Here is a 14,016-nt window from a genome sequence, read left to right on the forward strand (position 1 = left end):
GTTTTATCAGGGACAAAAGCCTGTGGGACTTCGTTCCTGAAAACAAGAAGAGAGATAAATTTAGCGTCGATTTTATCGGTTTTGGCATGCCTTTTGCCGGCTCTGTATCTAAGTTCAACAGCATCGGCAAGCATGAGTTTGTCAACTCTTGGCTCAAGGAGTTCCCAGAGCCATTCATACATGCCAACCGATTCGATAGCGCAATGAACCGGTGTGGGAAGGAGGGAAAATAGATGAGTAATTTTATTAACGCATTTCGTAGACATAGATGTAACGTTAGTCAAGTATCCACTACTATCTCTAACACCGATAGTGAGACTGGCTTTGTGAAGGTCGATACCAACAGATGTTTTTGGGGTCATTTTGTTTCTCCTTATAAATTAATGGTTAATTGGTTCAAAGGAACCACCCGCAGTGTAACACACCACTTAATGTCCCTACATTCTTTCACGCTTATTGAGCTTTTGGTTGTAATAGCCATCATTGCCCTGCTTGCGTCGATGTTGCTTCCGGCACTTACTAAAGCAAGGGATATGGCAAGGCGAATAAAGTGCGTATCAAATCTAAGGCAGATTGGATTAGTCGCACAGATGTATGCGGATGATTGGAATGGATATCTGCCTCTTTGCTATGATAATACTCTCATGTGGACAGAGGTTTTTTATAACAATGACTACGTTCGCACACCTCAGACGGGGGAAAGTACAATTCTTATGTGTCCATCTCTGGCCCCGACAGGCTGGGAGTCTCGTGGTACAGTGTATGGAATGAGAAGATCCTTAACTACTGGTTTCATAAGACTGACCAAGACTGATGAACCTTCGGATTGTCCGCTGTTTGGAGATAGTATACAGACTACCACAGGCAAGCAGTTTTATATATTTAACCTGGATTGGAATACGCTTGTTCATATACGTCATAATGGGAGAGCCAATATTCTGTTTGCCGATGGACATGTAGATAGCTTGGACGCCACAGACCTGTCAAAATACAGGAGAGGTGACTATTATGATCCCGATAACCATTTCAGCTATTGTACCGAATAATGTCTGAAGAAATACGTCTTCAGAGCAAACTGAATTTTAACTTTTAACGAGGAGGATAAAAATATGTTAAAGTTTTTAAAACAAACAGGCAGTATTTCGTTATTCATACTGATAATGGTATTGAATAACATGTGTATTGGAGCGGAGAAGGAAAAGGGGTTGGTGGCTTACTGGAACTTTGATGAAGGAAAGGGCAGTATAGCCAAAGATTCTTCCAGCAACAGAAATAATGGGGAAATATATGGCGCTAAATATGTAAAGGTGCAGGAAGGCTATGCATTGGAATTCGATGGAGTTAATAATTATGTTAATTGTGGCAACGATCCAAGTTTGAAATTTACAGGCAGTTTCAGCATTGCATTATGGGAAAAACATGATAGTGCCGCGCAATGGCAAACTCTCGTATCCAATCAAGGCGCTAATATATATGGACATGGGTTAGATATACAGCAGGGAGTGAATTATAATTTTCTTATATGCGGCTTAACGCCAATGTCTCTTTATGTAAACGGAGTAACAGAACCAGATAATAAATTGCGTTATGTAGTAGTTGTTTATGATGCCGTTAAAAGTGAGAAAAAAGTTTATGTTGATGGTGTAGAAAAATCGACGAGGAGTGTGACAGGCGCACCTATAGAATCAAAAATTAATTTTTTTATTGGATCATATCAAGGTCAGAGCCAATGGTTTAATGGTATCATTGATGAAGTTAAAATATACAATCGCGCTTTATCAGAAGAAGAGATAAAGGCAAATTGCGGCAAACTAATAACAAAAACAACAACAGTTAAACGTATTCCAATTAGAACTGGAGAAATTATTCAGTCTGGCAATGTATCTGTTCAAGTAGCGGAATTTGGCGGAGTCCAGATAAACAATAATAAGAGCTTCTGTGTTTTAGAAAGCAGTTTTTCTTATCCTGCATCTAAGATAGGAACAAACACTTTCTCAGTGAAAATAGATGGTGTAGAAAAAGATTGGAAACCTCAGGTAAAGAAAATTAACGATACAACTATCGCAATTGAGGCTTCTGGTGAACACTATTCAGTCAAAAGAAACATACTCTTGAAAAAGGAGCGAATTGAGATAGAAGATACATTTACCAATCTTAAAAATGTTCCAGTAGGGATCCTTATTTCCCACAATTATATCGCACCGGAAATTCTTAAAAATACTCGTGCAATGACAACAGCAGCTAATCCAATAATCTTTTTTTCTCAAAGCGGCGGTGATTTTGGTATTCTTGCTGAAGACAATGTTTCACGTTTACAATTTAACACATTTTGCGATTTAAATACTGCAAGTTTACGCCACTCGTCTTTTGCTCTTGATTCTGGTAAGAGTTATACTTTTCGTTATGCTGTTTATCCATTAGAACCTACGGGGGATGTTTCCAATTTCATCAATCGTGTTCGTAGGGATTGGAATGCTAACTTTACTATTGAAGGTCCATTCAGTTTTATAGATGTTCCAACACATATACTGAAAGACCTCCCCGCACTCCACACACTTAAGAAAGATATTAAAAGAAGAAAATTGAAGATTATTGCATTAATGCCATGGCTTGATTATGATCCTGGGGCGGCTATGGATCATGTTATTTCCCGTGATGAATATAAGGTAATGATGCAGAATGCGGCTAAGATACTACATGAGATTGACCCCGAAATTAAAGTTGTAGGTTGTATAGAAACTGACTGGGTAACAATTTATCCTGAGAAGATTAAGAATGGAGAGGTTATTTACAATGGCACGCCAGAACAATTCACGAAGGTTATAGATGAAGCAAGCTTATCATGGAAAGATAGTGCTAAGCGGGATTCAGATGGGAAATTAGCTCTTGAACGCTATACCCGCGGTGGTAAACCACAACTTGCTCTGGCTGTTTATCCTGCATTAGGTAATTATCAGCATAAATTTCTTATGGACCAGATACGGTTTCTGATAGAAGATGTTGGACTGGATGGGATTTATATTGACGAGTTCAACCAGGCATGGAGCGGCGGGAGTATCCGCAGTTATGAAGGATGGGATGGTATATCGGTAGATATAGATTCAGAGACAGGGAAAATTATTAACAAGTATATAAATTGTAGTCTTGCTGGTATAAAATCCCGTGTTGAAATAATAAATTCTGTATTAGCCAGGGGAAAGATTTTTATTGCTAATACATATGCTACATCTAAAGAAGAACAATCATTACCGGCGCAGCGTTTCTGGGAAATGCAAGATTTTTTAAACATATCTTTTTTAAATCCTGGAGAAAAGCCGCCTTTTGTTTATGAAATGTGTGAAGGTGTTTTAGGAAGTCCAATAGGTTTAGGGGTAACTCGCTCACCCAAAAAACCTCACCTTGCACAAGGATTGATGTTAGGTATGATGTCATATTTACGTCATGGGTTGTTATACTATCATTACCGTTATGGAATCCTTCCTGAAGAGGGAATAGGCAGTGGTGAATATGGTCCTATAAACCATATGTTTCCATTAACACCTGTTGCTTTGCATGAAGGGTGGATTGAAGGAAAAGAGAGAATAATAACAGCAATTTCAGGAACTTATTACTGGTATAATGAGAAGAAACCAAACATATTTTTGTTTGATATAAATGGCAGAGAGAGGGGAAATAGCTTTGAGGTTATTAAAGATAAGAAAGGGTGGCAAGTAAAGGTCAATTTAAAGGATTGGGAAGAAATAGCTGTAATAGAAGAGTAAACATACCAGTGACTCAGATCAATTTTATGAAGAAAGGAGGTGATGGGCAGGGGTTTAAGACACAAAAGTAACACATAATTAAGTATAAAATGGGAGGTAAAAAAGATGTATAGAAGGATTATAGGTATAGTTGGATTTTGTTTTTTGTTGTTAATCTCACTTGTCGAGATTAATGTTTTTGCAGGTGAAGAGAACCTGATCAAAAATTCAGATGTTGAATTAGGTAAGACGGGCTGGAGTTTCCATAATCCAAGCAAAAAGAAAGCTGAATTTAATATCAGTGAAGGGATAGCTCATTCAGGAAAGTATTCATTACACATGATAGGAAAAGATGAGGGATATCATGGTGGATGGGCACAAAAACTAGAAGTTCTTCCTGAAACAGAATATTTCTATTCTGCGTGGATAAAAATAAAACCTGAGGAAAATTTTGAAGTTGAACTTTTATATTTTCAGTTTGGGGCTAAAGACGGAAAAGGTTTGGGGAGTGGCGCTAAAAAAGGATGGCGAAAAAGAACAACAGAAAGCGATTGGGAATATTATGAGTTCGTTTTTACTACTCCAGCTGAAACTGCATACGTGTATCCCCATCCTGTGTTAGTTAAGGGAAAAGGAGAGATATGGATAGATGATATTGTTCTAAAAGTTAAGACCGAGGCTGAAGTTAAGAGAAAAATTGAAGATAAAAAACAAGAAGTCTTCAAAAAAGACGAAACGTATGCAAAAGAGATAATTCTCCAGGGAGAAGAAACAAATGTTGTAGAAAGGCATGAGAAGGTATGGAAGTTTGAACCAATAAATACTGATAAACGTGTCCTGGTAGAGTTTATTATGAGAATAAACCACCCAAAAACTATTGGATGGAATCCGTATGCGGCCATATATGTAAACGGGGTTCAGCTTGATTATCTGGCTGACAGAAAAAACAAAAGGCTCATAAATAAGGATTTTGATGTTATTCATAGTTATTGGGGGAAAATGCAGTGGCAATCCTCAAACAGAAGATGGCATATTGTTTTTTCTCCAGACTATAAAGAAGCACTGGATGACTTTGAGATTAATAAAGAGGATGTTTTTAAGTATGTATTTGATATTAGTGATTTAGTTTCTTCCAATACTGAAAATAAAGTGGCTATTAGAGCGATTGGTAGTCTTAAAGGGAAATTCATAAATGAAGGATTTGAACCTGATTTGATGGTTAAAAGCATCAGAATTCTTGTAGATAAGGAAGAGATAAGTTCTCTTAAGAAGAAGGAGAAAACTGCGCAAAAAACATATATAACTATGAAGGATATTCCAGACCCAGAGTTTAAAATTATAATAGATAAAAACGGGCTGATAAAGCTAATTGGGGACAAGTTCTCTTTTCCGGTGGAATCATTTTTTTCAATACCTGAAAGCAAGTGGTGCTCATTTTCCACTGAAGACGCAAAAAACTGGGAAGTGACAGTAAAAAAGGATTCTCATAAAGAATATACAATAACGGCAGAGAATAAATATTATACCTTGGAAAGAAAAGTTTTTATAAAAAAACAAAGAGTAGATGTTTTTGATAAACTTAAAAATACAACTTCTTCTTTAGTGGGAATTAAGATAAGACACGAAATAGATACCGAAAACTTAGAAAAAAATAAAATTGATGAAATATACCTTGCCGGGGATTCTTGTCCAACTGTGCGTGAGAAAAAAACAGGAAGAAATCCCAGCACTTTTTTAGCAGATTATAAAAATAATAAAGGGATTGGTATTATAGCGAATGATGATGTGTTTAGAATTCAAAATATTCAGTATTATAACAAGGAAAGAACAGGAATAAAAACAGATAATTTTGCACTTTCCCCGGGTAAAACTTACACTCTTGAATGGGCTATCTATCCGGTTATGTCCTCCGACTATTTTGATTTTATTAATACGGTAAGAATTGACTGGAACGTTAATTTTACGATAGACGGAGGATTATGTACTGGCCTAAATATGGCCTATATGTCTGAAAATAAGGAAGCATGGGCTCATCAGACCCTGACGAATATGGCGCTTAAATACAGGATATTAGCTTCCTGGTATAACTCATGGTTAAATCCGAAACTTAAAGGAAGCCAGGTTACAGGGCATCATGGCTCAAGTGCCATGGAGGATGAGCAGAAGGATTTACAGGAGTTTGCAAAAGAGGTATTTACCGCCTCAAAAAAATATGCACCGTCTCTTAAAAGGCTACAGTATCTACACGTACAGATAACTGCCGAAAAAAACGCAGAAGAAAAATATAAGGACAGTCTGCTGGTTGATGAAAAGGAAAACCATTTATATTATAGTCACAAAAAGTATCAACTCTTTGTCCCAACATTAGAAAATTCATACGGCAAAAAATTGTTTGAACTTGTCAACTGGTATTTTGACAATTTTGATATTGACGGAATCTATAATGACGAGATCTGTTATAGCAAAACTCCTATAACCTATAATATGTGGGATGGATACTCTGTTGTTATGGATGAGGATACTCACAAAGTAAAAAGAAAGATAGGATTTGTCAATTTAGTTAAACTACCGTTTCATACAAAACTGTTCAATTATATATTAAAAGAAAAAAAGAAAATTTTGATAGGGAATTTTGCTCCTGAAAGCAGGACGATGACCAATATTCATTTTACCCGATTTGAAGAAACATGGGATCATTCCTGGGCTTACTATCTTCATTTATATACACCGGTTACACTTGGTGATATGCTTGAATTTTCCCCTGATGAATGTGCCAAGGACATAAGGGAAGTGCTAAAAAGAGGAAATTTATATTATTACTATCACCTGAGTACACCATATCCAACTATTACAACATATATGTTTCCATTTACACCAGTTCAGATTCATAGCGGCTGGATGCTTGGGGAAGAGCGGATTCTTACTGTCTATAGCGGTGATTACGGCTGGACGGGGGAAGATGTACTTGCAGAGGTCCATGTCTATGATGAAACGGGAAGGGAAGCAAAGGATACCTCATATACTCTTTTTACCAGCAAAGGTACTCGAATACGGCTTAATCTGAAAGAGGATTATATGGCGGCAGTGGTAAAACTCCCCATTAAGATAGAAACAGCTCATAAAGGCATTGAAATATCTGAGATAAAATATAAATCTGATAAATTTTCTTTTAAGCTGAAAGGTGAAGGCAGAGTGGACTTTGTCTGTAACGACAAAGTCTTAAAAGACGGAGATGAATATGTACTTCTGCCAGATAATAAAGTTATCCATATCAAAGATGGGAAATTAATTTTTACTATTGATGTACAGGGAGAAAAAAGACTTACGGTAGAGAGGAGATAAATGTTGCTAAAAGTTCCTTTACAAAAACCCACTCCAGATATTGAAACCTTTTGTAGGATAATAAGAAGAGAAATCATTCCTTCCAGACCACCACTGGTTGAACTTATTATTGATGAAACTATAATGAAACATCTTACGGAACAGCTAGTTGGGAAGAAATGGGTTGGGCATATCTCAGGTAGCAAGGATTCTAAAGAAGAACAGCATATTAAATGTATAATGAATTTTTGGTATCGTTTTGGGTATGACTATGTTCGTCTTTCTGGCGGTCTAGATTTTTCCGGCAGGAAACGTACGGCAGAAGATACTTCAATAATTTCAAAAGGAGAGAGGAACTGGACAGAGGAAGGGAAAGGTATTATTACAAACTGGGAGGAGTTTGAGAAATATCCATGGCCTTCTTTGGATAAAATAGATTTATGGAAATACGAATTTGCCTCACAGAATTTACCTGATGGAATGGGCCTTTTTGTTTGTCCAAGCTCGGGGATATTGGAAATTCCGTTAAATGCCTTACTCGGATATGAGACTTTAGCGTACGGAATCTATGACCAGCCGGACCTTATTAAAGCTGTTTTTCAGAGGGTCGGAGAGCTGATCTACGGATTTTATAAAAAAGTAATCGGATTACCCAATCTTTATGGGTTCTTTCAAGGGGATGATATGGGATTTAAGACAGCTACCCTTATGCCGCCAGATTTTTTAAGAAAGAATGTTCTTCCATGGCATAAGAAAATTGCTTCTCTTGCCCATGAAAATAATCTTCTGTATCTTCTCCATGCTTGTGGAAATCTTGAGGAAATAATGAATGATTTAATTGAGGATGTTAAAATTGACGGGAAGCATTCTTTTGAAGATGAGATTATGCCCGTCAGCGAGTTTTATAAAAAATACAGTGCTAAAATAGCAATTCTAGGCGGGGTTGATGTAGACGCTTTGTGTCGTTTGCGTGGGGACAGATTGCGTTCATATATTCGGAATATTCTGGAGACATGCGCGCCAGAGGGAGCTTATGCTCTGGGCTCTGGAAACTCGGTTGCAAATTATGTCCCACCAGAAAACTATCTTATCATGCTGGAAGAAGGGCTGAATTGGTAAACAAGAAGACAAACGTGAATTGGCAAGAGAAATCTTGTCGATTTGACTCTATTAAAGAAGGAGGTGATGGCAGGAGTTTAAGACACAAAAGTAACACATAATAAGTATAAAATTGTAGGCGAAAAACAAAAAGAGGGTAAAAAAATATGGTAAAAGGAATTTTAAGACAATTTAAGAAGGTATATAAAGTTATGGGGATGAGACTTATTCTTTGTGTATTAGGTTTAGTTTTGATGTTGTGCTGTCCTGGTTTCTCAGAGGCTGCGCAACAAGCGGAGAAGAGCTTGATTCTCTGGTATACCTTTGATGAGGACTATAGTGAACACGTCAAGGATTTAAGTGACAAAGGCAACGATGGGGTTATATACGGGGAGGCAAAGCATGTTAAATCACCCCGAGGAAAAGCCCTGAGTTTCGATGGTGAAGATGATTACGTTAATTGCGGAAAAGAAGTTGCATCATTTCTTCAACAGGATGCTACACTGGAAATATGGATAAAAGCCTCTATCGAGGATGGTGGAAGTGGCAGCAATCCGCTCATATTTGGCGATGCGACTGGAGTTGGCAAGGAGAGAAGTTTCAACTTCAGAATAAATAAGGGCTTTGGAAGGGTTATATATGAAGTCGCGAACGGTTCCACGACTTTTTATCCAAAGTTACATCAGTCATTACTTGATGGTACTTGGCAGTATATAGCGCTGGTACTTCAGGCGTCGAAGTATTATCTTTATCTGAACGGCAAGATGTTAGAGAGTGGAGATACTGCGCCTATTGCTTTGAACAAAGCTGGTGGAAGATATTTACTCGGCGGGGGGTGGTCTGCAGGTTACCTGAAAGGTGAGATTGACGAGATAAAATTTTACAACAGGGCATTGAGTGCACGAGAGATCGCCGACCACTCAGGTTTTGCGGAGAAAAGGGGTGAGCTTTGACTATGTTTAAGAAACTTATTGTTTTTGTATTAGGCTTGTTTTTGATGTTGTGCTGTTCTGGTTTCTCAGAGGCTGCGCAACAAACAGAAGAGGGCTTGATTCTCTGGTATACATTTGATAAGGATTATGGACCAAATCTCGAGGATTTAAGCGGCAAAGACAACAACGGCGTTATATACGGAGCAAAGTATGTTAAATCACCCCGAGGATATGCCCTGAGTTTCGATGGTGAAGATGATTATGTTAATTGCGGAAAAGAAATTGCATCGTTTCTTCAACAGGATGCTACACTGGAAATATGGATAAAAGCCTCTATCGAGGATGGTGGAAGTGGCAGCAATCCGCTCATATTTGGCGATGAGGATGGACTTGGCAAGAACAGGAGTTTCAACTTCAGAATAAATAAGTCATTTGGAAGGGTTATCTATGAAATCGGGAACGGTTCCGCGAGTTTTTATCCAAAGTTACATCAGTCATTACTTGATGGTACTTGGCAGTGTATAGCTCTGGTACTTCAGGCATCGAAGTATTATCTTTATCTGAACGGCAAGATGTTAGAGAGTGGAGATAGCGAACCTATTGCTTTAAAGAAAGCTGGTGGAAGATATTTACTCGGCGGGGGGTGGTCTGCAGGTTACCTGAAAGGTGAGATTGACGAGATAAGATTTTACAACAGGGCATTGACTGCACGAGAGATCGCCGACCACTCAGGGATTAAACAGGTGTCTCTAGACCCTAAAATACAGATTAGGACATTGTTGCAATACTCAAAAAATCAGCTATTGGTGGAGGTATTATGCTTGGATCTAATCGGTACGGCAGGAAGACCGTTGAAGGTGCGTGTTGTTTCTGCCGGTCAGGAAAAGGCATTGGCTCAGAAGATAATCCGGTTACAAGAGATTCCTGCCATGTCCGGCAGATGGGAAGCTGACGCCTGGTTGAGTACTGAGGGACTTTCTGGAGGTAAATATTTAGCGCAATGTCTTTTTGAGGGTAAGGACGGGCAGGAAACGAAAGTAGGCGAAGACGCCTTTGATTACCCTGAGAAAGGACAGGTGTTTCCATTCATGGGGTCCAAGGCCGGCATCAGCGATAAGGTAATGCCGCCATTTACTCCAGTGCAGGTTGCAGAAGGTAATAAAGGGATATCTGTTTCTACCTGGGGCAGGACTTATGTTTTAGGAAAAACGCCTTTCCCCTCACGAATTGTTAGTAAGGGAGTATCTCTTTTGATGGGACCTGTAAAGCTTTATGGCAGGGTGGAAGCAAAGGATATGGTTTGGCGTTCAGCTTTGCCGAGGGTGGTATCGAAAAAACTTGGTAAAGTTGTCCTGTTGCAAGATTTGTCAGGAGAGAGTGTTGATCTGACGGTACAAACTACAGTTGAATACGATGGTTTTATGCGAATAGACTGGAGCCTGAAGGCAAAGGCACCAGTTTCGATTGAGAAGCTGGTTATGGAATTGCCTTTTGATGCCCGCTATGCCAGGTATCTCTACTGCTGGCCTGTGGCACACTCAGGTGAGTTAAAAAAGGATTTTGCCTCCCGCTTTAAGCCGATCATCTGGTTGGGAGACGAGGAGAGAGGAATGAGCTGGTTTGCCGAGAGCGACCAGAACTGGTATCTCGACAATCTTAATAAGGCAGTTCAGGTTCTGAGGCAGGGGAAAGAGGTTGTTTTGCAACTGACTCTGATAGATATGCCGGTAGAGTTGCAGGGAGGGAAGGAGTTAAGCTATAGCTTTGCCTTGCAGGCTACTCCGGTTAAATCTGTAGGAAAAACTGCCTGGGATTATCGCATAGGTACAATTCGTTATGCTGATGAGCTGTCTGCACCGGGTTCGATGGTTGGAGGCAAGCCGGTTTTGCAGGACTTCGCTGAAAAAGGATACAAGTCGGCTAGCGTTTATAGGTGGTGGGATGCCTTCTCTTATATCAGCCCCTTAGGGCATGAGGAAGAATTTCGCACACTGATGAAGGAATGTCATCGATATAGCCTAAAGGTAGTTCCGTACGGGGCTGGTTTCCTGCTCTCAGAAGTGGCTCCGGAGTATAATTATTTCAAGGATGAAATGCTGGTTTATCCAGTACGTCAATATCCGCTAGACAGCTTACCGGGTCTTAAGACTCAGATGACATACTATGCCTGTCGAAAAGGGCTATGGCAGGACTTTATTGTCGATGGTCTGGCACGGCTGATGGATAAGTATGATGTGGACGGCATCTATCTAGATACGACATGTCTCCCTAGTCCGTGCTTGAACCAGCTGCATGGCTGTGGCTATCGTGGGACAGACGGCTCCTTTCACCAGACATATCCGATATTTGCTACGCGCGAGCTTTTCAAAAGGATATACACTGTTGTCAAGGAACGTAAGCCTGATGGGATAGTGTTTCCCCATGTGTGGGACTGCATGAATAGTTCTGCACTGGCCTTTAGCTCCTTCTACCGGAACGGCGAGCAATTGGCGAACAAGAAATTTAAGCTTGAAGCTCTGCCGCTGGACAGGTTCAGAACTGAGTTTATGGGCCATAACTGGGGAGTGCCGGCGGAGTTCCTGAATTATAAATTTGGTAGTTTCGAAGAGGGGTTGGCTATCAGTTTGTTGCACGATGTGCTTGCGACCCACGGTCCTAGAACTGAATTCTGGCGAATAAGTGATGATTTTGGCCGACAGGAGGCAGAGTGGCTGCCATACTGGAGGAATGCGGAATACGTGAATGTCTCTCCTCAAGATTGTTATGCCAGTTTGTATCGGCACCCGAAGAACGGTCTTCTGGCGGTGGTTTCGAATTTGACCAGGCAGAATGAAAAAGTGGAAGTAAAATTTAACTTGGGAAAATTGGATTTACCTTCTAAACTTTCCGCAATAGATGCACGGACAAAAGAAAGTATAGACATTGATAGCCAAGGGCTGCTTTTTATTAACTTGGCTTCCCAGAGGTGTAAAGTGATCTGGATTAGATAGGCAAGAATATGGAAGACGTTTTTAAGAGACTTTCTAACTGGTGGAACGGGGAAGATTTAGGTCGTCCGGCTATTCTTCTTTCTATCCCTAAGCCGGACAAAAGAATATTGCTTGCAGATCCTTTTCATATCAATAGCTCCCGTAATCCAGATATCACTATTATAGATTTAAATAAATACTGGTCTTCTACAGAGGCAAAACCAGATTTTGATGGTTTAATAGAAACAGTTAGAGAAGACGCAAATACAAATTACTACTTTGGAGAAGCCCTGCCTTTTGTGTATCACCAATGGGGAAGAAGGGGAACTCCTATGACAATGGCAGCTTACTTGGGTGGTAAAGTTAAATTTTTGGATGATACTGTCTGGGTGGACCCTGTTATAGATGACTATAAAAAATTTGAATTACATCTTGAGGAAAATAATATTTGGCTGAAAAGGAGTCTTGAACTTTTTAGGAAAGCAGTAGAGAAAAGTAATGGTGAATATTTGCCTGCACTTCCAGATTTTGGAGATGCTTTAACTGTTTTATCTCTCCTGAGAGGAACAGAGAGGCTGCTTATGGACTTAATTGAGAATAAAGAAGCTGTTTTAGAGTTCAGGGATAAATTCATAGAAATATGGCCCAGATTCCACAAAAAGTTCTGGGATATATTCCAGAAGAAGTTTCATGGAGATATTTCCTGGCGTGTGTGGGCGCCAGGAAAGACATATCTATGTCAATGTGATTTCAGTACGATGATATCTCCCGAGATGTTTACAAAGTTTGTCGTGCCGGAAATAGAAGCTTTGGGTAAATACTTGGATTATTGTTTGTGGCATCTTGATGGGCCGGATGAAATAAGGCATCTGGATATTCTTCTGGATTTACCTGAGATTAAAGTTATTCAGTGGCAACCCGGAGCAGGTGCTCCTCCGGCAGCTTCACCTCAATGGCTGCCTATGTTAAAAAAGATTCAGAAAAAAGGAAAAAATTTAACTGTGTATGCAAATAATGAAGAAGAACTCAGAATATTACTGAAAGAACTCTCCTCTAAAGGACTCCTTATTATTGTTAGAGGATTTACAGGTAAGACAGAAAAAGAAGCTTTAGGATTAATGGATACGATTTCTAAGTTATCAAAACGATAAAGGGGGCTTTGATGCAGAATAAAGAAATCTTAGATAATATTAATACATTCTGGGAAGAAAGAATTGTTGAAAGGCAAATCATAACGGCAAAGGAATTTTCTCAGGCGGAAAAACGGGAAGAATTTTCTGCTGATAGTCATTTTCATTCCTATACGCAAAAATTTGGCCTGCCTGAAAAAAGATATGGCGCTTTATGTTTTGAAAAGCCAATAAAAACTGAATTCTATATAAAAAGGTTATTTAATTCGTCAAAGAAACGCTCGCGATTTCTCCTGAAAGTTGTAGGGATGTTAAAAGAGTGGAAGAAATATATATGTCCTATAGAAATAAAGCTCAACAATAAAACAATATTCAAAGATTTTGTTTTATTTGAAAATGTTTGTAAGGGCTGGCCAGCAAATTATTTTAGACTTCCTATAGAAACCTTAAAAAAGGGCAAAAATACTTTACAGATATCGAATTTGAGTAAAGGAACATTAAAGAAAAATATTCTTATTGTAAGTAGCATAGAAGTAATTGAGAAAGAACCTTATGAGGACTTTAAAATTATCTCATACCCTGAAATAGTAGAAAAAGATTCTATATTTGAAATTACACTCGTTACATTGAAAAAGTACCAGAGTGTTAGAGTTAAATGTGATAAAGAAATTGATTTCAAGGGTGCTTACTGTGTATCAGCGCATGATCAGGGTTGGCATGATAAAAGACCTACTGCTTCATCAGTTACAAAGCTTGAAAACCCGGGGAAATACAAATTTTTGTTTCTAGCTAAAGAGGAAGGGATAAATAAAAAAATCTCTATTCA

9 protein-coding genes are annotated in these 14,016 nt (G+C 39.0%); 8 read left to right on the forward strand and 1 reads right to left on the reverse strand.

All coding sequences use genetic code 11. The features are described from left to right. The coding region (locus tag KKC91_03700) for a hypothetical protein (GenBank protein MBU0477653.1) at positions 1-362 on the reverse strand (362 nt) is incomplete at its 3' end. 21 nt (positions 363-383) lie between these two features. Here KKC91_03700 and KKC91_03705 point away from each other — a divergent pair. From KKC91_03705 to KKC91_03740, 8 genes are all read left to right on the forward strand, one after another. Beyond that, the gene (locus KKC91_03705; protein MBU0477654.1) at positions 384-1,046 is read left to right on the forward strand and encodes a prepilin-type N-terminal cleavage/methylation domain-containing protein; all 663 of its coding nucleotides are present in this window, start codon (positions 384-386) and stop codon (positions 1,044-1,046) included. Positions 1,047-1,109: 63 nt separating this feature from the next. Next, positions 1,110-3,761 carry a LamG domain-containing protein gene (locus tag KKC91_03710; protein ID MBU0477655.1) on the forward strand — a complete coding sequence of 884 codons (2,652 nt, stop codon included), beginning with the start codon at positions 1,110-1,112 and terminating at the stop codon, positions 3,759-3,761. 105 nt (positions 3,762-3,866) lie between these two features. Beyond that, positions 3,867-7,082: a carbohydrate binding domain-containing protein gene (locus tag KKC91_03715; GenBank protein MBU0477656.1), complete on the forward strand. Its 3,216-nt coding sequence runs from the start codon at positions 3,867-3,869 to the stop codon at positions 7,080-7,082. Beyond that, positions 7,083-8,180 (forward strand): hypothetical protein, encoded by a 1,098-nt coding sequence (locus tag KKC91_03720; protein MBU0477657.1) that lies wholly within the window; start codon positions 7,083-7,085, stop codon positions 8,178-8,180. It begins immediately after the preceding gene. Between the two features lie 146 nt (positions 8,181-8,326). Next, entirely contained in the window at positions 8,327-9,112 is a 786-nt protein-coding gene (locus tag KKC91_03725) for a LamG domain-containing protein (GenBank protein ID MBU0477658.1), read from the forward strand. Between the two features lie 2 nt (positions 9,113-9,114). After that, entirely contained in the window at positions 9,115-12,081 is a 2,967-nt protein-coding gene (locus KKC91_03730) for a LamG domain-containing protein (GenBank protein ID MBU0477659.1), read from the forward strand. 8 nt (positions 12,082-12,089) lie between these two features. After that, positions 12,090-13,211, forward strand: a complete 1,122-nt coding sequence (locus tag KKC91_03735; GenBank protein MBU0477660.1) for a hypothetical protein — start codon at positions 12,090-12,092, stop codon at positions 13,209-13,211. Between the two features lie 11 nt (positions 13,212-13,222). After that, on the forward strand, positions 13,223-14,016 hold a 794-nt coding region (locus KKC91_03740; GenBank protein MBU0477661.1), incomplete at its 3' end, for a hypothetical protein.

It is taken from the genome of bacterium, assembly GCA_018812485.1.
Classification (GTDB): domain Bacteria; phylum JAHJDO01; class JAHJDO01; order JAHJDO01; family JAHJDO01; genus JAHJDO01.

What these genes read in the sequence shown, in the direction of transcription:
- KKC91_03730 (MBU0477659.1), top strand. Translation starts at nt 9,115, where the DNA reads ATGTTTAAGAAACTTATTGTTTTTGTATTAGGCTTGTTTTTGATGTTG.
- KKC91_03720 (MBU0477657.1), top strand. Translation starts at nt 7,083, where the DNA reads ATGTTGCTAAAAGTTCCTTTACAAAAACCCACTCCAGATATTGAAACC.
- KKC91_03710 (MBU0477655.1), top strand. Translation starts at nt 1,110, where the DNA reads ATGTTAAAGTTTTTAAAACAAACAGGCAGTATTTCGTTATTCATACTG.
- KKC91_03725 (MBU0477658.1), top strand. Translation starts at nt 8,327, where the DNA reads ATGGTAAAAGGAATTTTAAGACAATTTAAGAAGGTATATAAAGTTATG.
- KKC91_03715 (MBU0477656.1), top strand. Translation starts at nt 3,867, where the DNA reads ATGTATAGAAGGATTATAGGTATAGTTGGATTTTGTTTTTTGTTGTTA.
- KKC91_03735 (MBU0477660.1), top strand. Translation starts at nt 12,090, where the DNA reads ATGGAAGACGTTTTTAAGAGACTTTCTAACTGGTGGAACGGGGAAGAT.
- KKC91_03705 (MBU0477654.1), top strand. Translation starts at nt 384, where the DNA reads ATGGTTAATTGGTTCAAAGGAACCACCCGCAGTGTAACACACCACTTA.